13 protein-coding genes are annotated in these 17844 nt (G+C 64.6%); 1 reads left to right on the plus strand and 12 read right to left on the minus strand.

Annotation, left to right across the window (positions count from 1 at the left end; genetic code table 11):
- Positions 1-4: 4 nt before the first annotated feature.
- From HNE05_RS01920 to HNE05_RS01975, 12 genes are all read right to left on the minus strand, one after another.
- Entirely contained in the window at positions 5-1114 is a 1110-nt protein-coding gene (locus HNE05_RS01920; RefSeq protein WP_173211495.1) for an alginate O-acetyltransferase, read from the minus strand.
- A gap of 9 nt (positions 1115-1123) precedes the next feature.
- Positions 1124-2551: an MBOAT family O-acyltransferase gene (locus tag HNE05_RS01925; RefSeq protein ID WP_173211496.1), complete on the minus strand. Its 1428-nt coding sequence runs from the start codon at positions 2549-2551 to the stop codon at positions 1124-1126.
- A gap of 17 nt (positions 2552-2568) precedes the next feature.
- Positions 2569-3969: an alginate export family protein gene (locus HNE05_RS01930; protein WP_173211497.1), complete on the minus strand. Its 1401-nt coding sequence runs from the start codon at positions 3967-3969 to the stop codon at positions 2569-2571.
- Positions 3966-5291 (minus strand): sel1 repeat family protein, encoded by a 1326-nt coding sequence (locus HNE05_RS01935; RefSeq protein ID WP_173211498.1) that lies wholly within the window; start codon positions 5289-5291, stop codon positions 3966-3968. The genes HNE05_RS01930 and HNE05_RS01935 overlap by 4 nt, the downstream gene beginning before the upstream one ends.
- 21 nt (positions 5292-5312) lie before the next feature.
- On the minus strand, positions 5313-6446 hold the full coding sequence (locus HNE05_RS01940) for a PilZ domain-containing protein (protein WP_173211499.1): 1134 nt from the start codon (positions 6444-6446) through the stop codon (positions 5313-5315).
- Positions 6447-6463: 17 nt separating this feature from the next.
- Positions 6464-7996 (minus strand): glycosyltransferase, encoded by a 1533-nt coding sequence (locus tag HNE05_RS01945; protein WP_173211500.1) that lies wholly within the window; start codon positions 7994-7996, stop codon positions 6464-6466.
- Positions 7997-8707: 711 nt separating this feature from the next.
- Positions 8708-9991: a C4-dicarboxylate TRAP transporter large permease protein DctM gene (gene dctM, locus HNE05_RS01950; protein ID WP_173211501.1), complete on the minus strand. Its 1284-nt coding sequence runs from the start codon at positions 9989-9991 to the stop codon at positions 8708-8710.
- The gene (locus HNE05_RS01955; protein WP_173211502.1) at positions 9988-10620 is read right to left on the minus strand and encodes a TRAP transporter small permease; all 633 of its coding nucleotides are present in this window, start codon (positions 10618-10620) and stop codon (positions 9988-9990) included. Before HNE05_RS01955 ends, dctM begins: the two co-directional genes overlap by 4 nt.
- A gap of 67 nt (positions 10621-10687) precedes the next feature.
- Entirely contained in the window at positions 10688-11683 is a 996-nt protein-coding gene (dctP, locus tag HNE05_RS01960; protein WP_173211503.1) for a C4-dicarboxylate TRAP substrate-binding protein DctP, read from the minus strand.
- A gap of 408 nt (positions 11684-12091) precedes the next feature.
- Positions 12092-12493 carry a YkgJ family cysteine cluster protein gene (locus tag HNE05_RS01965; RefSeq protein WP_173211504.1) on the minus strand — a complete coding sequence of 134 codons (402 nt, stop codon included), beginning with the start codon at positions 12491-12493 and terminating at the stop codon, positions 12092-12094.
- 459 nt (positions 12494-12952) lie between these two features.
- Positions 12953-13993 (minus strand): AraC family transcriptional regulator, encoded by a 1041-nt coding sequence (locus HNE05_RS01970; RefSeq protein WP_173211505.1) that lies wholly within the window; start codon positions 13991-13993, stop codon positions 12953-12955.
- 10 nt (positions 13994-14003) lie between these two features.
- Positions 14004-14921, minus strand: coding sequence for a GGDEF domain-containing protein (locus HNE05_RS01975; protein WP_173211506.1), 918 nt, complete (start codon positions 14919-14921; stop codon positions 14004-14006).
- A 379-nt stretch (positions 14922-15300) separates the two neighbouring features.
- On the opposite strand from HNE05_RS01975, the gene HNE05_RS01980 reads away from it, so the two are divergent.
- Positions 15301-17826, plus strand: a complete 2526-nt coding sequence (locus HNE05_RS01980) for a TonB-dependent receptor (RefSeq protein ID WP_173211507.1) — start codon at positions 15301-15303, stop codon at positions 17824-17826.
- Positions 17827-17844 lie beyond the last annotated feature (18 nt).

Consider the following 17844-nt stretch of genomic DNA (forward strand, 5'->3'; position numbering starts at 1 on the left):
CTCCTTAGAAGAATTGATTGGCGGCGACTTGCCAGCCAGTGGTGGTCGGCTCTTCGCTGAGCAGGGTGCGCAGGGGGAATTCCCAGATCACCGTGGTGATGCTCGGGTCCTGCAATTGCTTGCCTTGGAGGAACTGCTCCATCGCGTAATAGGGCCCGCGGGCCTCGACGGCGGTGGTCTGCAGATCGGTCTGCAGCGATTCCTTGAGGAAGCCCTGGAAGTTCCAGTCGTCGATCTTGGTGTAGCTGGAGCCGACCAGCATGATCGGCTGCTCGCTGTCGCCGAACAGCGCGGCGTCGCTGACTTCCTGGTTGTCCTTGAGGGTTTCGAAGACCGCCAGCGGCGATGGGGTGAAGCGCTCCGGCGCCAGCTCGCGGTTGAACTGCAGGTAGTTGACCAGGTCTCCGTCGAGGGATTTTTCGGCCACCTGGCGCGAGCTGTAGGTGGCGCTGCCGATCAGTTCCGGATGCTGGCGGGCCAGCTCCTGAGCGGCCAGACGCGCGCCGAAGGGCGTCCAGTGGGTGTCGGTCTTGAGGAACAGCGGCTGCTGGTCTTTTTGCGCCAGGAAGGCATCGCGCAGCGGTGTCGCCTCGATGCGGCTGGAGCGCAACTGGGCAATGAAGTCACCGTACAGCTGCTGCGAGCGGCTGTTCGGCGTGCGCGAGGCGTACTCGGCATAGACGTCCAGCTTCATCGGCAGCGGCAGCACGATCAGGCGCTTGTTATGGGCCTTGAGGGTTTTCTCCACCGCGGCGATCTTCGCCACGTTGCTGTCCAATGCCTGCTGGTAGGCGTTGGGCAGACGGTATTCCTCGTTGGTGAACAGCCAGCCTTCGCGGCCCAGCATCACACCGCTGGAGCCTTCGCGGAACAGCAGGTACTGGGCACTGGCCCAGAGTTCGATGGACGGATCGCGAAGGAAGAAGCCCTTGTCGTAGTAGTCCTCGAACTGGCGCAGCAACTGGCCGCTCATGAACAGCTCGGCAGCCTCGGCCGGCGACTGGGTCTTGGCGAAGCCGACGACCTTGGGCAGCGAGTACAGCAGCAGCGCGGCGAGCATCAGGATAAACGCGATGCCGTTGAACTTGTGTGCGGAATTCATCACTGGAAACATGGCAGCCTCCTAGAACTGGAAGTAGAGAAAGGGCGAGAAGGAGTTGGCGGCCAGGCGGCTCAGCGACAGGCCGAAACCGGCCCACAGCAGCAGCGTGCCCAGGCCACCGACGTGCTGCATCCAGTAGCCCTGCTTGTGTCCGGCGTAGTAGCGCAGGTTGATGCGCCCGGCGAGGATGATCCAGAGGATGGCCAGGCCGGTGAAGGCCACGGTCATGCTGGAGGTCTCGATGAAGTAGGCATCCAGCGAGCCGAGGCCGCGCAGGCCAAACATGCCGGTGAGGATATTCACGGCGTGGTCGATATCGCCGGTGATGAAGAACGGCATCACGCCCATCACCAGTACCACGGCAATCAGGTTGCGGTGCAAGCGATAGGGTCCGTTGACCTTGGTCACCCAGCCCATGCGCCGCTCGATCAACATGAGCACGGCAAAGTACAGGCCGAAGAGGATGTAGGCGAAGCTTGCGCCGTGCCAGAAGCCCGACAGCAGCATGGTGCAGAACAGTGCGCCCTCGGCCTTCATGGTCCGCGAGCGGATCAGCGGCATGTAGATGTAGTCGCGCAGGAAGTCCGCCAGGGTCAGGTGCCAGCGTCGCCAGAACTCGGTCATGCTCTGGCACAGCAGTGGCTGGTTGAAGTTCTCGGCGAAGCGGAAGCCCATCATCATGCCCAGGCCGATGGCCATGTCGCTGTAGCCGGAGAAGTCGAAATACAGCTGCAGCAGGGAGATGAACATGCCGAACCAGGCATCCACCATCTGCGGTTGCGACTCGCCGAGAATCACCGTGCCCATGGGCGCCAGCGAGTCGGCGATGAGCACCTTCTTGACGAAGCCGAGCATGAAGCGCGCCGCGCCGAGGCTGAACAGTTCCAGCGAGTGGGTGCGTTGCTTGAGCTGCTTGTCGATCAGGCTGTAGCGCAGGATCGGCCCGGCGATCAGTTGCGGGAAGAGGGCGATGAAGGCGGCGAAGTCGACGAAGCGGGTCGTCGGCTCGGCATCCTTGCGGTAGATGTCGACGATGTAGCTGATGGCCTGGAACACATAGAAGGAGATGCCCAGCGGCAGGATGATGTGTTCCAGGGTGAAGGTGTTGACCCCCAGCGGCTGCAACACGTCGTTGAGCACCTCGAAGCCGAAGTTGGCGTACTTGAAGTAGCCCAGTGCGGCCAGGTTGCCGGCCACGCCGAGGCACAGCAGGCGGAATGCGGCGCGCTTGTCTTCGCCGTCGACGCGCCGCTTGATCAGCATGCCGAACCAGTAGTTCCAGTAGGAAATGCCGACGAACAGCAGGAGGAAGTCCGGGCGCCACCAAGCGTAGAAAATGTAGCTGCCGAGTACGATGACATGCGAGCGCCAGCTGTCCTTCACCAGGTAGTAGACCAGCAGGAATACCGGGAGAAACAGGCAGAGGAAGATGTTCGAGGTAAAGACCATGGCGACACCTATGTGGGTTAGTAGCGCAGTACGACGCCGAACGACAGTTGGGAATCGTTGTCGAGGTTGCCGATGGCATCCCCCGCCCGGAAATAGCTGGCGGTGAACAACGCGTTGACTTGCACGTGCTTGTCTTGCAGGGCGAGCGGGAACATTTCCCAGTAGTAATTGAGGTCCAGGGTCTGCCCCAGGGAGCGACTGCCGTTCTGCTCGGCCGGCTCGCCCAGGCTGATCGGCACGGCACCGTCGGCATCGCGCAGGTACAGGTCGCTGAAGCGCAGGTCGAGGTGGTGGCGCGGCTGCGGCTGGGTTTCCAGGGCGATGCCGTAATAGGCCAGGTTGCGCAGGTCGACGCCGATGAAGGAACTGACCAGGCCGCTGCTGTAGGTGTCGGGGTTGGCCACCCGGTCGGACTGGATGGCGTTGAGGTAGAAACCGTCGTCGCTGGCGTCCGGCTTGTCGGTGATGCCGCCATGCAGGGCCAGGCGCGGGGTCCAGGGCAGGGCGTGGAAGCGCTTGCCGATCTCGCCGAGCACGGCCCAGCCGCTGCGGTCCTGTTCATCGCCGCTGGCCAGCTCGACATCGCCGTCGAGCGCCACTAGTTCCAGGTGGTAGTCGCTGAACAGCGGGCTGACGCTCAGCGCATCACCGTGGAAAAACAGCCCGGCGCGGGCGCCGTCGAAGTCGCTGGGGTCATCCGCATCGCGCCCGGAATGGTCCTGCTCCAACAGCAGGCGCACGCCGGCCCAATTCTCGCCGCTCCAGCGCAGGGCGTATTCGCCCATGGCGTAGGCGATGTCGCGCTCGCTGTCATCCAGCGCTTTGATGTCGCTGTTGTAGCTGTGCAATTGCTGGGCAACGGCGACGAAACCACGGGCGAAGGTGTCGTCGAAGTTCAGGCGCAGCGACTCCAGGCTGTCGTCCCACCAGATGCCGAAGTGGTCGGCGTAGCGCTGGCGCCCCAGGCTGAGGGAGAAGCGCGGGTCGTCACCGAGCAGGTTGCGCCGCACATAGAACTCGCGCAGCTCGGCGCTGAAGTATTCGATCTGCTGACTGTTCTCGTCCTGCAGGCCGGTGCTGGCCTGGCTGGAGCTGTTGTAGTTGAGCCAGGCGCGACCGAAGGCTTGCCATTTCGGCCACTGTGGTTCGCTCGAACGCCAGCTCAATGAAGGTTCGTAACGTAGGCCGTAGAAGCCCTTGTCGTCATTGCCGGGCTGCGAGTTTTCCGGGCCATAGCCACCCTGTACGGTGAGCTTGTGGCCCAGCTCGAAGGGGCTGGGCGTAGCGGCGGCCGCCTCGGGGCTGGGCAGGCTGCTCGGTTCGCCGACCACGCTTTCCGTTTCCGCGGCCAGCGCCGGGCCGATGCTCAGGGCCAGCAGCCAGGGCGTGTAGTGGCGCAGGGGCAAGGATCGCTTCATAGCGCCGCCTCGATTTCGCGGATGATTCCGCTGCGCGCCTGCAGGGCCTGGCTCAGCTGCTCCTGGCTGATCTGCGCTTCCAGTTCCTTGAGGAACTTGCGCGCGCCCAGTTCGCCGCCGTCCACGGCGATCTTGGCGTAGGCGTAGGCCTTGACCTTGTCGTGGCAGATGCCTTTGCCACCGCCGTAGAGGGTGGCGATGCGGTAGTAGGCCGAGGGCACGCCGCGGGCGGCGAGGATGCGGTAGGTCTCGATGGCCTTGGCCTGATCGACTTCATCCAGGCCGCCCATGCTGTAGAGCTCGCCGAGGTTGAGGTAGGCGTTCTGATAACCCTCGGCCAGCAGGCCCTGGATGATGTCCTGTGCCTTGAACGGGTCGAGGCTGCTCCAGCCGCGCACCATGTAGGCCGAGGCGCGCAGGGCGCGGCCCTCCTGCGGGCGGGTCAGCTCGACCTGGTCGATCAGGGCGAAGACTTCCTCGGCGCTGTAGGTTTGCGGCGCCGACATCATGTAGCTGGCCTTGGACACCAGCGCCTGGTCGGCGTGGCGGGCGATGGCGTTGTCCAGCCACTGCATGACCTGCGGATCATGCTCGCGGGGAATGCCGCTGAGCAGGCTGCCGATGGCTTGCACCACCGCCACCGGCAACTGGTCGATCTGCCCCAGCAGGCTGCTGACCCGGGCCGGGAACAGTTCGTCCTGCTGCTCGCCGAGGAACTGGTAGTAGCGATCCACCGCCCGCGCATCGCTGCGCAGGGCGCTGAGGTAGAGGTTGTCGGCCAGTGCACGCTGGCCCTGCTGTTCGGCCAGGCGCGCGCGGTACAGCGGGGCGGCGCAGGTGCTGGTGCAGGCGCGCTGGTGCAGGGCGATCAGCTCGCGCACCTGGGCCGGCTGATACAGCTCGGGGTAGACCAGGAACAGGTCGAGGCTGACCTGCACGCTGTTCGGATCGCGGGTCGCCGGAAAGCGCTGCACGGCCGCCTGGAAAAAGCCGCGCTGGGCCTCCAGGCCGTTGGCCTGGCGTTCGCTGAAGTTGGCCAGGGCCACCAGGGCGCCGAGCTGGCCCTGGCCATCGGCAAAGGCTGCCTGGTACAGCGCGACGGCTTCCTGCTGGCGCGCCTGATCCGCCGAGCCGGCCAGCACATCGGCCAGCAGTTGCATGGAGGCGCGGTCGCCACGGCCGGCGAGCAGGCGCAGGTCGGCCTCGACATCGGCCTGCGGGTCCTGGTGCAGGCGGTATTCGATCTGCTGCAGGCTGGCGGCCTGGGCGGAGCTGGCGGCCAGCGCGGCGAGCAGTAGGCTGAGCGGCAAAGTCCTGGTCATGCTGCGGTTCTCCTGGTCGTCCTACAGCAGGCGCTTGAACAGATCGACCGCGACTGGCTTCTGGTAGGCCGTCACGGGCAAGGGTTTGGCCGGGCTGATCTGCAGCAGCAGTTCCTGGGTCAGCGGGTCGAGGGCCGAGCCGATCACCGTGCCGCTGAGGCTCTCGCCGACGCCGAACACCTGCAGGTCGATGGAGCCGATGTCGCCCAGGTCCTTGAGCTTGTCGAAGGGGAAGCTGGCCCTGACGAACAGGCTGTTTTCCTCGACCGGGATCAGGTGCACCAGCTCGGCGAATTTGTAGCCGTAGCCGTCGGTCATCTTCTTCGGCAGGTACAGGTAGCAGTCGCACGGGCTGGCGATGGTGGTTTCGATCAGCGAACGGCCGAGCAGGGCCTGCAGGTCGGTCTGGCTGATGTCGGCCAGGGCCTTGAGATCGGCCGGGGTGGTGAAGCTGGTGGCCAGCTGGGTGGACACCGTGGCGATCGGCTGGCCGGCCTTGACCCGCTCGGTGCCGGCCGGCACGAGGAATTTCACATAGCCGTTTTCCGGCATGCTGATGACATGGGCGTCGGCGCTGACGATGGCCTGGGTGGCCGGCACGCGGAAGAAGAACAGGTAGGCCTTGTAGGCCAGCACCCCGGCGATAAGCAGGCCGGCAAGCAGGTACAGGAGGCTGCCGAGCACGGCCTGTACGCGCTCCAGTAGGCTGCGTTCGGCGGCGAACTTGTGCTTGCGCTGCTTGATGTAGTTTTCCCGCTGCATCACGTTGAACAGGCCGTTGACGTCGGCGATCTCGCCGGACATGTAGGCGCTGATGATGTAGCGCAGGATGTCGCGCTTCTGCCCATCGAGGTCGATGAACTGGGCGCCGATCACCTCGCCCTGCTGCGAGGTCACCTTGATCCGCGCGTCGATCTTCAGCACCACCTTGTGCAAGTCGAGCTGGATCGAAGCGTTGTGCAGGCTGCCGGGTTTGAGTTCGCGCGGGCAGCGCAGGCCGAGGCCACCGAGGGAGATGTCCTCGATCTCGCACTCGATGTCTTCGCTGCCGCTGTGCAGCAGCACGCGTGCGGGGATCTTGGTGCGCACATACTGGCGCTCGTCGACCGCTTCATGGACCACGTTTGCCGCAGGGCTGGAAATGGCGCTCGTCATGGGGCACTCGCCTCGGATCAGGGTTGGGAAAGGGTCAGCAGCATGGCCACCGCACCCAGGAACAGGGCGATGGAGGAGGCCAGCATGGTTTTCGAAGACCAACGGTTGAGAGCCATGTCGAAGCCCTCGCTACTGCGATCGAGGGTGGTCTTCTGCCGGGTCCAGCTCTGCTGATCCATGTGGAACAGGGCGTAGACCTTCATCGCCGAGCCAACGATCTGGTTGTAATAGAGAACCAGCGGGTACAGCGGGTCGACCGGGTGCTCGGCGAACAGCAACAGCAGCGTTACCAGGGTGCGCGACAGCAGCACCCAGAACAGGTAGACCAGCAGGAACTCGATGCCGAACATCAGGCCGGCCGCGACCGAGGTCACCAGGCCAAGCAGGCTGGTCCACATGGACACGCGTTGGTCGTAGAGCACATACATAGTGAACAGCCCCAGATGCCGCAGCCCGAGCAGGCGGGTGGTGCGGAAGTTCTGCCGCAGGGAGTTGCCGTACCAGCGGAACATCAGCTGGCGGGTAGCGCGGAAGAAGTTGCTGTCTGGTGGATGCTCCACGGTCAGGGTGTTGCTGTCGGGCACGTAGAAGGTGTCCCAGCCAGCGCGCATCAGGCTGAACCAGGACGACTTGTCGTCGCCGGTGAGGAACTGGAAGCGGCCCAGGCGCCAGTGCTGGAGGAAGTCGGCCTCGACATCCTGGATAAAGCCCGGCTCGGTCATCACGCTGGCGCGGAAGAACGACAGCCGCCCGGTCATGGTCAGTACCCGCCGCGACAGGGCCATCGAGCACATGTTGATGTGGCGCTGGACGAAGCGCAGGGCGTGCCACTCGCGCATCAGCTTGCCGCCTTCCACCTCGCAGAATTCGTTGGTGGTGATGCCGCCGACGCTGGGCAGGTAGGCGAAGAATTTCACCGCGTTCTCCACGCAGCCGGGCAGCATCATGGTGTCGCCATCGACCACGCCGACCACCGCGTCTTCCAGTGGCATCTGCCGCGACAGCGCGCGGAAGGCGTGGGCCAGGCCATCGCGCTTGCCGGTGCCACGGGCGCGGATGATCACCAGCTTGATGTCGTCACGCCCGCGCACCTCGTCACGCATGATCTGCTTGATGAAGTTCTCGTCGGCCTTCTCGACGATCGAGGCGATCACCGTGCACGGCACCGGCAGGCGCTGCACTTCCTGGAACACCGAGCGGTAGACCTTGAAGGTGGTGTGGGTGGGGATGCGGAAACTGGTCACCACCATGAACATCTGCGACGGCAACGCGGCCTCGCCCATGGCCTCGACCGCCCGGCGCATGCGCGGGAAGCGCCAGCGCAGGAAGTACATGCCGCGCAGGTAGTGCATGGCCGCATTGCCATAGCGCCACATGCCGATGGCGCCGATCAGGAAGATGAAATGCCGGTGCGAGGGGTCGAGCAGGCGCGGGTCAATCAGTTCGGCGAAGGTGGCCAGCACGCCGAACAGGCAGGCCCAGGCAAAAAACCGGGCGCACAGTCGTCCCTGGAACAGCGCCTGGGCGCTGCTCGAAAGCTGAATGGGCATGACTCAGCCCTCGGCCTTGCGCAGGGCTCGCGTAGAGAGGCCGGCGATGCGGCGATGTCGTTCGGCACGCTCGCCTGCCCTGGCTTCGCTGATGTGCGCTGACGTTGTGGCAGGTCCTGTGCGGCCTGCTGCGTGGATACCCGTAGCCATTGCCTAACCCCTCATCCTGGAAGGTAGATCGTTGGTTCAGATCACGGCAGTTCAGTGGCGTACTGAGCTCGATTGGGCTTTTCGTTCTGCGGCCAGACGGCATCTACCGATACAGGCAACAGGGCTAGGCCTTTTTATGAGGGCCGATGCCAAGCGAGCTACTTCACAGTCACGGTCACGTTCGCTGTTACAAGTGCAAAGGCTGCGCCAATTTTTTTGCAGTTGCGTGAATGCCTGGGGTGGCGGTCCTAAGTTACGCAACAAATGGCCAATATTTGTTATAAAAATCTATAAAAACAGATAGTTACTTTTACGCCGATTTTTTGGCGTTATTTCTTTTTGAACTAAATAAATAACAAAGAGGAATTAAAAAGCGGTGGTACGGACCGCTGAGGGAGACCATTTTGGGGCGGCGAGAGCGGGCCGGGCAGGTTTTGGCACTGGCCTGACGCAGAGCCGGGGCGGCGTGTCTACCGGAGCATGGTGCCTGGGCTTTGCGGCATAAAAAGCCCGGCACTAGGCCGGGCAAAAGTTGCGTCAGTCGGTTTGCGCTGCCGGGCGTCAGTTCATGCCCAGCCAGGTTGGCAGCGCCAGGGAGATCCACGGCACGTAGGTCACCAGCACCAGGAACGCCAGCAGCAGCATCAGCCAGGGCATGGCGGCGCGGATGGTGGCAGTCAGCGGCATGCCGGTCACCGCGGAGGTGACGAACAGGTTCAGCCCCACTGGCGGGGTGACCAGGCCGATCTCCAGGTTGACCACCATGATGATGCCCAGGTGGATCGGGTCGATGCCCAGCTTCATGGCAATCGGGAAGAGGATCGGTGCGAGGATCAGGATGATCGCCGAAGGCTCCATGAAGGCGCCGGCGATCAGCAGCACGATGTTCACCACCAGCAGGAACATCACCGGGGTCAGGCCGGCCTCGATCACCCAGGCGGTGATCTGCTGCGGCAGCTGCTCGGTGGTCAGCACATGGGCGAACAGCATGGCGTTGGCGATGATGAACATCAGCATGATCGACAGCTTGGCCGACTCCACCAGCACCCTCGGCACCTCGCGCACGCGCATGTCCTTGTACACGAACAGGGCGATGAAGGCCGAGTAGATGGCGGCCACGGCGGCGGCTTCGGTGGGCGTGAACATGCCGGAGTAGATACCGCCGAGGATGATCACCATCAGCAGCAGGCCCCACACCGCTTTGCGTGCGGCGCCCAGCCATTCGCGGAAGGTCGCCCGCGGCAGCGCCGGCAGGTTCTTCTTCACTGCGACGATGTAGATCGCCACCATCAGCGTCAGACCGAGCAGCACGCCCGGGATCACGCCGGCCATGAACAGCTTGCCCACCGAGGTTTCGGTGGCGGCGGCGTACACCACCATGACGATGCTTGGCGGAATCAGGATGCCCAGGGTGCCGGCGTTGCACACGATGCCGGCGCCGAACGCCTGCGGGTAGCCGGAGCGGACCATGCCGGCGATGGCGATGGAGCCGACCGCCGCCACCGTGGCCGGCGACGAACCGGACAACGCGGCGAACAGCATGCAGGCCAGTACTGCGGCAATCGCCAGGCCGCCACGGATATGCCCGACGCAGGCGTTGGCGAAGTCGATCAGCCGGCGCGCCACGCCGCCGGTGGTCATGAACGCACCGGCCAGGAGGAAGAACGGAATGGCCAGCAGGGTGTAGTGCTCGCTGGTCTCGAACAGCTTGATCGCCAGCGAGCGCACCGAGTCCTGGCTGAACAGGATGATGGTGAACGAGCCGGCCAGGCCGAGGGAAATGGCTATCGGCACACCGATGAACATCAGCAGAAACAACAGCAGAAAGAGGAACAGGACGGTCATGGCTTGTGCTCCTCGTGTTCGCTCAGTTTCACCGCTTCGGCGGCCTCGTCGGCCAGACCCAGGCCGGTCTGCTGGCCGCGCAGGATGCGCACCAGCACCTCGGCGAAGCGAATGAACACCAGGGCGAAACCAACCGGCACGATCAGGCCGATATGCCACTGCATCACGCCGTAGTGACCGAGGTCTTCGGCGCCGATGGCGGCGGTGAACAGGGTCTGGATCCAGCCGAAGCTGGCCACGCTGAGCAGCCCGGCGTAGACCAGGCAGCACAGGCAGGCGATCACCCCGATGATGCGCTGGACCGGTTTGGAGGCCAGCTTGACCAGCGCATCGACGCCGATATGCCCGGCCGTGCGCACGCCGTAGGACAGGCCGAAGAAGATCAGCCAGGCGAACAGCGCCTTGCTCAGCGCGTTGCTCCAGGTCATCGCCTGGGCACCGGCGAGGATGGCGTCGCCGATGCTGAACAGCAGATCGCTGGCAGCCGGCCAGCGGTCGGCCAGGTTGTAGAACAGGGTGTAGAGGTTGTTGAGGATGACGTAGACGAAGGTCACCAGCGTCATGGCTCCCAGCAGGAAGGCGATGAAGCCTTCCTCGAAGTGATCCCAGACGCGCCGCAAGGCGTTCATGGATGGCATCTCCCGATGGCTGAAACGGCAGGCCGCAACCGCCGGGAGGGCGGCTGCGGGGTACGGGTCACTGCGCCTGGTTGGCGGCTTCGGCGGCCTTGATCAGGTCGGTGCCGATCTCGCCTTCGAACTTCTGCCACACCGGCTTCATGGCATCGCGCCAGGCCGCCCGCTGCTCGGCGTTGAGCACGGTGATCTCGCTGGTCTTGGCGTCGAGGATGCGCTGCTTGTCACCCTGGTTGAGGGCATCGGCCTGCTTGTTCACCTCGACGGTGACCTCGGCCATGATGCTGCTCAGCTCGCTGCGCACGTCTTCCGGCAGGCCACTCCAGAACTTGGTGTTGGTGATCACCATGTAGTCCAGCAGGCCGTGGTTGGACTCGGTGATGTACGGCTGCACCTCATGCATCTTCTGGCTGTAGATGTTCGAGTAGGGGTTCTCGGCACCGTTGACCACGCCGGTCTGCAGGCCCTGGTAGACCTCGGCGAAGCTCATCTTGCGCGGGTTGGCGCGCACTGCCTTGAACTGCTCTTCGAGCACGGCGGAAGCCTGCACGCGGAACTTCAGGCCGCGGGCATCCTTGGGCAGCAGCAGTTGCTTGTTGGCCGACAGCTGCTTGAGGCCGTTGTGCCAATAGCTCAGGCCGGTGATGCCCTTGCCTTCCATGGAGGTCAGCAGTTTCTGCCCTTCGGCGCTGTGCTGGAAGCGGTCGACCGCGGCCATGTCGTCGAACAGGAACGGCAGGTCGAAGATCTGCAGCTGCTTGGTGTACTGCTCGAACTTGGCCAGCGACGGGGCAATCATCTGCACGTCGCCGAGCAGCAGGGCTTCCATTTCCTTGCCGTCACCGAACAGCGAGGAGTTGGGGTAGACCTCGACCTCGACCTTGCCGGCCAGGCGCTCCTCGGCGAGTTTCTTGAACAGCAGGGCGCCCTGGCCTTTCGGCGTGCTGTCGGCGACCACGTGGGCGAACTTGATGACGATCGGTTCGGCGGCCTGGGTCAGGCCGGCGATGCCGAAGGACAAGGCGCAGGCGAGCGCCATGGCAGTCTGCTTGAACATGCGGGTGATTCCTTTGTTGTGATTGTTAGGGGTGACGCGCACCGCTGCGCCGCAACTCCATTTCACTGTAGTCGGCTCCGCAGAGCAGGGGCGTGGGTGCAGGCAACAGTCATAGCAACCCGGATGCCAGGTGTGCTGCGCTCGGGAAGTGCCGATTTAGAGCGGTTTGCCGGCTGAGGCTGGAGGGTTGTTGGCGGGTTTTCGCCAGATTCGCCGCGAGCGTTGGCGGGAATCCGCCAGGTTTGCTGGCAGGCGCGGCGTGAGGCCGGGAAATGCGGGCGTGTTGTGCGCGGCAGAAGAGGCGGGCGGGCTGAATTTGGCCTGTGGTTGGGCAACGGCCGGCTAGGGCCTGTTGCCGTTTCGATCACCAACCGCGTTGAGGCGCGGGCATTGCACCCGCGGCCATCTTCAGGCCTGGGTCTTCGGCCGCCAGGCGCAGTAGCCGGGACGCGGACCCACGCGCGGGTGGTTGCGGCAGGTGTCCGGGCGCTTCTCGTAGATGGTGCACAGGCGCGTCTTGCGATCCAGGTACATGCAATCGTTGTTGCTCATGCGGGTCAGGGTGAAGATGCCCGACTTGGCGTTGAAGCGCTCGATCATGCCGTCCTTCTGCAGGCGCTTGGCGATGTTCTTCGGCGGCTCGCCACGCTCGAACTCGTCGACCAGGCCGATGCGGATCAGGTCGACGATGCGCACTTCCACCGGCATGGTGCAGCAGGTGGACATGCAGCTGGTGCACATATCCCTGTTGTACTTGCTCCAGGTTTCCACGCGGTCGATTTCCGCGGCGGCGATCAGTTGAGGTTTCATCGGCAGGGTCACAGGCGCTTAGCGCACAAGGTTGGGCGCGCGATGATAACGGGCGCGGCGAATTTGTGAACCACTTCCTGCCGGGCGGCCGTGTAAGTCATGGCTTACAGGGCGTGCTGGCAATCGCGGCTGGTGGCGGTTCGAACAGCTGTTTAATCTGCCCACCAAGGACGACGCGCAGGAAGCGCAGCAAAACAACACGGATTCGTAGGATTGCTTGCCAGGATGGCGAGTCGACCAAGGAAGTCAGGTACCAGTCTGCAGAACCCCGCACCAGCGGGGTTTTTCTTTTTCTGCGTCCGGGTGTTTTGCTGGCCACCCGCGTGCGCCGCAATGGTGGATAAGCAAAGCGTTATCCACCCTACAAAGCATGTGAACCCGCGTAGGGTGGAAAACCGCGCAGCGTTTTCCACCGATCAGCCAGGGTCACAGCCTGTCCCGCAAGACAGTGATCAGGTTCTAACCCAGCCCCTCCAGCAACTGCCGCAGGGCACTCGGTGCCAGGCCTGTCCAGCGCTTGAACGAGCGGCGGAAGTTGGTGGCGTCGTGGAACTGCAGGTAGCTCGCCACCTCCTCGTTGCTGTAGCCCTTGACCCGATAGAGGTACAGCGCCATGTGCTTGCGCGCCAGGTCGAGCTGTTCCTGGAAGTGGCTGTCGTGCTTCTGCAGCTTGCGCTTGAGGGTCGAGGGGCTCATGCCGAAGGCCTGGGCCACGCCCTCCAGCTGCAGCGGCTCGCGGATATGCGCGAGCAGGTGGCCATACAGGCGGTCGAGCAGGCTGGCGCGAAAGCCCAGCGCCGCCAGCTGGCATTCGCTGTCCTGCTGCGCCACCTGGCCGGCGATGGCCGAGGCGCCCGGCCAGGGGCGATGCAGGTATTCACGGGGAATGCTCAGCACATCCACCGGCGCGGCGAACTGCACGTTCTCGCCCAGGTGCACCCAGTACTGTTCGACGTAGCGCGGCTGCGCATGGCTGAAGCTGGCGCGCCAGGGCAAGCGCTCGCCGGCCAGCCAGCGGCTCATGCCGACCAGTGCGGTCATGCTCGCTTCCAGCAGGAAGCGCTGCTGGGCGCCGGCGCCGCAGCTGTCCAGCCAATAGATATGCGCGTGGCGTTCATCCAGCAGCAGGCGCGGGCTGAGCAGCGGGCTGAGCAGGGCGCGCTGACGGCCGAGGATATCCAGCGCCTGCTGCAGGTTCGCCGCCTGCTGCAGGGCATGGCTGGCGGCGCCGTAGTGGCCGGGCAGCAGGCGCTGGCCGAACAGGAAGCTGCTGTCGTCGGCATCCAGCAGGCGCCGGCTGTTGTCGATCAGGCAGAGGAACTGCTGCGGGCTGAGGCGCGCCTGGCCGCTGAGGATGTCCTCGTGGAACAGCCCGCTGCCGCGCAGCAGGCGGTGGCTGTCGATCCCGCGCGACAGGGCCAGGTCGAGCAGCACTGCCGGTTGCCAGTGGCCGGGGATGAAGCGGCTGTCGCGCTCGTACCAGTCGGTCTTCAGGGTCATGGCCGCGGCCTCAGGCGCTGCAGGCGTAGGGCGGCTGCTTGGCCTTGGCCAGTGCCAGATTGAGCCGTTGCAGCAGGCTCTGCGCATCGTCCTGCAGGGCCATCACCGAGGCGGTCGTGGCGCGCAGTTGCAGGCGCTCGCCGTGCTGGCCGGTCTTGTGCGCCAGGTGCGCCACAGCCGCCTGCAGCTCCTCGGCCAGCTGACGCGCCTGGCGCTCGCCGGTATGCGGCAGCAGCACCACGAAACGGTCGCCGGCCAGGCGGCAGAGCAGGTCCTGGCGGCGCAGGTTGAGCAAAAGCAGCTGGGTCAGCGCCTGCAGCACGCGGTCGCCCTCAGCGTGGCCGTACAGGCGGTTGATCGCGCTGAAGTCATCCAGATCGACGATCACCAGCGACAGCGCCTGCTGCTCAGCACGGGCCAGGGCCAGGCTCTGCTCCAGTTGCAGGCGCAGGTAGTCGGCGGCGCCCAGCGGGGTGAGCTTGTCGAACAGGCGGTGCTCGCGGAACAGCCGCTCGCGCTTCTCCATCTGCGCGCTGATCGCCAGCTGCTCGTGGTGCCAGTGGTACAGGCCGAAGGTCAGCAGGACCAGGCCGAGCGGCATCGGCGCCGACTCCAGCCAGTTGTCCCAGCCGATCGCATCGGCGATCTGGATGAACTCGTCGAGCGCGTCCACCCACCAGGAGAAGAACACCAGGCCCAGGCCGAGGGCGAGGAAATTGGTCACCCGCCCGGCCGGCCGGCTCTTCAGCACCAGGCCGAGCCAGACCAGGCACAGCAGTGCCGAGCCGCCTTCGCCGAGGATATCCAGCCACACCCACTGGGCCAGCGGCTTGAGCTCGCCGGCGGCCAGATGCAGGAGCAGGCCGAGGTTGGCTGCCAGCAGCAGGCCGGCGAGTTTCAGGCGGTGCAGTTTGAACAGGGAGGGCATGGCCGCGCAGGCTCCGCGAAACGGTGGTCGCGGCCAGCAGAACAGAGCCATGTGACGGAATGGTTGCAGCGGGGGAGGTCGGATTGGCTCAGGCCGTATGCGGATTATTTTTCCGGCGCCCAGGCTGTCGAATCGCGTAGGGCGGGTGAAACCCGCGAATCGGGCCAACGCGTGTTGCACCCGCCCTACGAATTGCGCCCGGAGTTTCCCCGCGCTCGGGTCAATTCAGCTCAAAGCACCCGCATCGCAGTGGCCAAGCCCCGTGATTCCGGCCCTGCACCACCGGTCTGTCACGCAACCGTCATGCCCCACTCCTAGCTTGCGCCCCAAGTCGCCGGGCAGCGGTTCCGGCTGCAACGGATTTCTTGGGGAGATCAGCATGCACAAGCGTCGTCTTACTGCCCGCCGGGCAGGTTTCCATATCAGCGCCCTGGCGCTGGCCATCGCCACCACACCGCTGTGGGCGGCCGATGAGGCAGCCGTGGAGCACGTCAATGTGGTCGGCCAGGCCGCCAGCATGGACCTGTCGCTGAAGGAGCAGCGCCGTTCCGATAGCGTGGAAAGCGTGGTGCACGCCGACGGCGTGGCCCAGCTGCCGGACGAGAACGCCGCCGAGGCGCTGCAGCGCCTGCCGGGCGTGTCGGTCGAGCGCGACCAGGGCGAAGGCCGCTTCGTCAGCGTGCGTGGCCTTGGCCCGGACCTCAACAGTGTGAGCATCAACGGCACCCTGGTGCCTTCGCCGGAGAGCGACCGTCGCGCGGTGGCCCTCGACGTGCTGCCGGCCGAGCTGGTGCAGTCGCTGACCGTGGTCAAGACCCTGACCCCGGACATGGACGCCAACTCCCTGGGCGGCAGCATCGAGGTGGAAAGCCTCTCGGCCTTCGACCACAAGGGCCTGTTCTATACCGGCAGCACGGAAGCCAGCTACGACGACAACACCGGCGAGACCAGCCCGAAATTCTCCGGCGCGGTGAGTGATCGCTTCAGCCTCGGCGACGGTACCGACAACTTCGGTATAGCCGCGGCCATGAGCTGGCAGGAGCGCGACTTCGGCTCGGACAACGTGGAAACCGGCGGCGCCTGGGACTTCGAAGACGGCGCCCGGCTGGAAAGCCTGGAGCAGCGCGACTACGAAATCACTCGCGAGCGCAGCGGCCTGGGCCTGAACTTCGACTACCAGGCCGACGACTACAGCAGCTACTACCTGCGCACCCTGTACAGCCGCTTCAAGGACACCGAAACGCGCAACGCCGCCGGCGTCGAATTCGCCGATGCCCAGTTGCCGGGCGAGAGCGGCGATGCCGAAGGCTGGCGCGAGCTGAAGGACCGTGAGGAGACCCAGGAAGTGCAGTCCTATGTGCTCGGCGGCGAGCGCCTGATGGGCCAGTGGACCCTCAATGCCCAGGCCGGCTACAGCCAGTCCAGCCAGGACACGCCGGGGCATATCGCCGGCGCCACCTTCGCCGGCAATGACGACTTCGCCGATGTCGGCTTCAACGACAGCAAGAAGCCGCACCTGAACATTGGCAGCGAATTCTCCGACCCGGCCAACTTCAGCCTCGACGAAGTGGAGTGGGCCGAGGAAGACACCACCGACACCGAGAAGAACATCAAGCTCGACCTGGCCCGCGACTACGAGCTGGCCGGTCACGCCGCCCAGGCCAAGTTCGGCGGCAAGCTCAGCCGCCGCGACAAGGACAACGACACCCAGATCTGGACCTACGAAGACTTCGGCGATTTCGGCTTCAGCGACGAGCAGCTGAGCATGGCCAACTTCACCAAGGGCGAGGTCGACTACGGTCTCGGCCACTTCGGCCCCGGCCTGTCCGCCGACAACATCGAGAGCCTGCTCGGCGACCTGGATCGCAGCGAGTTCTTCAACGAGGAAGAGTCGCGGGTCAACGACTTCGACATGAGCGAAGACATCGACGCCGCCTACCTGATGAACACCGTCGACATCGACGACCTGCGCATCATCGCCGGCCTGCGCTACGAGGGCACCGAGTTCACGGCCAAGGGCACTGGCATCCGCGATGGCGAGTTCGAGTCGATCGAAGCCGATAGCGACTACGACCACTGGCTGCCCGGCCTGCACGCGCGCTACCAGCTGAACCCGGACACCCAGCTGCGCGCCGCCTGGACCAACAGCGTGGTGCGGCCGACCTTCGGCCAGCTGGCGCCGGGCTTCGTTATCGACGGCGACGAGGCCAGCTTCGGCAACCCGACCCTCGATCCGCTGGAGTCGAGCAACTTCGACCTCGGCATCGAGCACTACCTGGGCCGCGCTGGCGTGGTCTCGGCCTTCGTGTTCTACAAGGACATCGACAACTTCGTCTACAACAGCGATCTGGCCGGCACCGGCGAATGGCTCGACTTCGCCGAGGCCAACACCTTCGCCAACGGCGACAGCGCCGACCTGTACGGTCTTGAGCTGGCCTACTCGCAGAAGTTTGACTGGCTGCCGGCGCCGTGGAACGGCCTGCTGCTGGGCGCCAACGCCACTTTCAGCCGCTCCGACGCCAGCATCAGCGGTTTCGACGCTGACAGCGGCACGTTCCGCGAGCGCGACATCGACCTGCCCAACCAGTCCGAGACGGTCGGCAACCTGATGCTTGGCTGGGAAGACGACAAGCTCAGCCTGCGCCTGTCGGCCAACTACAAGTCGGAATACCTCTACGAAGTGGCGAGCATCACCGATAAGGCCCACGACCTCTATGTGGACGACCAGACCTTCGTCGACTTCAGCGCCGGCTACTTCCTGACCAAGGGTCTGCAGCTCAAGTTCGAGGCGCAGAACCTTACCGACGAGAGCTACTACGTCTACACCGGCAGCCGTGGTTACAACGCCCAGTACGAAGAGTACGGCCCCACCTACAAGCTCGGCCTGACCTACACAAATCTGTGAATAGAAACGACCTGCTGC

It is taken from the genome of Pseudomonas campi (assembly GCF_013200955.2).
GTDB lineage: Bacteria > Pseudomonadota > Gammaproteobacteria > Pseudomonadales > Pseudomonadaceae > Aquipseudomonas > Aquipseudomonas campi.

What these genes read in the sequence shown, in the direction of transcription:
- HNE05_RS01920 (WP_173211495.1), bottom strand. Translation starts at nt 1,114, where the DNA reads ATGTTTCCAGTGATGAATTCCGCACACAAGTTCAACGGCATCGCGTTT.
- HNE05_RS01925 (WP_173211496.1), bottom strand. Translation starts at nt 2,551, where the DNA reads ATGGTCTTTACCTCGAACATCTTCCTCTGCCTGTTTCTCCCGGTATTC.
- HNE05_RS01930 (WP_173211497.1), bottom strand. Translation starts at nt 3,969, where the DNA reads ATGAAGCGATCCTTGCCCCTGCGCCACTACACGCCCTGGCTGCTGGCC.
- HNE05_RS01935 (WP_173211498.1), bottom strand. Translation starts at nt 5,291, where the DNA reads ATGACCAGGACTTTGCCGCTCAGCCTACTGCTCGCCGCGCTGGCCGCC.
- HNE05_RS01940 (WP_173211499.1), bottom strand. Translation starts at nt 6,446, where the DNA reads ATGACGAGCGCCATTTCCAGCCCTGCGGCAAACGTGGTCCATGAAGCG.
- HNE05_RS01945 (WP_173211500.1), bottom strand. Translation starts at nt 7,996, where the DNA reads ATGCCCATTCAGCTTTCGAGCAGCGCCCAGGCGCTGTTCCAGGGACGA.
- dctM (WP_173211501.1), bottom strand. Translation starts at nt 9,991, where the DNA reads ATGACCGTCCTGTTCCTCTTTCTGCTGTTGTTTCTGCTGATGTTCATC.
- HNE05_RS01955 (WP_173211502.1), bottom strand. Translation starts at nt 10,620, where the DNA reads ATGAACGCCTTGCGGCGCGTCTGGGATCACTTCGAGGAAGGCTTCATC.
- dctP (WP_173211503.1), bottom strand. Translation starts at nt 11,683, where the DNA reads ATGTTCAAGCAGACTGCCATGGCGCTCGCCTGCGCCTTGTCCTTCGGC.
- HNE05_RS01965 (WP_173211504.1), bottom strand. Translation starts at nt 12,493, where the DNA reads ATGAAACCTCAACTGATCGCCGCCGCGGAAATCGACCGCGTGGAAACC.
- HNE05_RS01970 (WP_173211505.1), bottom strand. Translation starts at nt 13,993, where the DNA reads ATGACCCTGAAGACCGACTGGTACGAGCGCGACAGCCGCTTCATCCCC.
- HNE05_RS01975 (WP_173211506.1), bottom strand. Translation starts at nt 14,921, where the DNA reads ATGCCCTCCCTGTTCAAACTGCACCGCCTGAAACTCGCCGGCCTGCTG.
- HNE05_RS01980 (WP_173211507.1), top strand. Translation starts at nt 15,301, where the DNA reads ATGCACAAGCGTCGTCTTACTGCCCGCCGGGCAGGTTTCCATATCAGC.